Source organism: Microbacterium sp. Bi128, assembly GCF_918698205.1.
The window spans coordinates 1-1,313 of sequence record NZ_CAKKMM010001400.1 but is presented as its reverse complement, the minus strand read 5'-3'; the positions used below and the strand labels follow the sequence as shown (position 1 = coordinate 1,313).

Genomic DNA, 1,313 nt, shown 5'->3' with positions numbered 1-1,313 from the left:
GCTGTCCGCCCTGGGCCATGACGGCCGGTGCGGCGGCGATTTCCGAGGCCGGCACGTTGTGCTCTTCTTCGTAGGAGGAGATCAGGTCGCGGAACGCTGCAACGTCCTCGGACGCGAGGGTCTCCGTGATGCGCTCGGCGAACTTGCCCAGGCGCAACGTATTGACGGTCTCGGCCGTGGGCAGGTGCATCTGCTCCACCGGCTGGCGGGTTGCCTTCTCGATGGAACGCAGCAGGTACTTCTCGCGCGGGGTCATGAACAGGATCGCATCGCCGGAACGGCCTGCACGGCCGGTGCGGCCGATGCGGTGGACGTAGGACTCGGTGTCGTGCGGGATGTCGTAGTTGACCACGTGGCTGACACGCTCGACGTCCAGGCCGCGGGCGGCGACGTCAGTGGCGACCAGGATGTCGATCTTGCCGTCGCGCAGGGCCTCGACCGTGCGCTCACGCTGCTGCTGCGGGATGTCGCCGTTGATGGCGGCAGCCTGGAAGCCGCGCGAGCGCAGCTTGTCGGCGAGGTCCTCGGTGGCCATCTTGGTGCGGACGAAGGCGATGACGCCTTCGAACTCTTCGACCTCGAGGATGCGGGTCAGCGCATCGAGCTTGTGCGGGCCCATGACCTGCAGGTAGCGCTGGCGGGTGTTGGCGCCCGTGGTGGTCTTGGACTTGACCTGCACCTCGGCCGGGTTGTTCAGGTACTGCTTGGAGAGCCGGCGGATCTGGCTCGGCATCGTGGCGGAGAACAGCGCAACCTGGCGGCCCGCGGGGGTCTGCTGGAAGATCTGCTCCACGTCTTCGGCGAAGCCCATGCGGAGCATCTCGTCGGCCTCATCCAGCACGAGGTACTGGAGTTCGGACAGGTCCAGGGAACCCTTGGCGATGTGGTCGATGACGCGGCCGGGGGTACCGACAACAACCTGCGCGCCGCGGCGCAGGCCGGCGAGCTGGGGGCCGTAGGCGGAGCCGCCGTACACCGGGAGGACGGTGAAGTCGTCGATGTGCTTGGCGTAGGAGGTGAAGGCCTCGGCAACCTGGAGCGCGAGCTCACGGGTGGGGGCCAGCACCAGGGCCTGGGTCTTGCGGGACGGGCCGTTGAGGTCGTGGAGCTCGGCCAGGCGGGACAGTGCCGGTACTGCGAATGCTGCAGTCTTACCGGTACCCGTCTGGGCCAGGCCCACGACGTCGCGGCCTTCGAGCAGCAGCGGGATGGTTGCTGCCTGGATCGGGGACGGCTTCTCGTAGCCGACGTCCTGCAGGGCGGCCAGGACACGGCCATCGATGCCGAGGTCTAAGACCTTGACGCCTTCTTCC

Annotated in this window: 1 protein-coding gene; it reads right to left on the bottom strand. The window is 67.7% G+C overall.

Annotated elements, in window-relative coordinates; genetic code table 11:
* On the bottom strand, window positions 1-1,313 hold a 1,313-nt coding region (locus LQV45_RS33145), incomplete at both ends, for a DEAD/DEAH box helicase (RefSeq protein WP_230011945.1).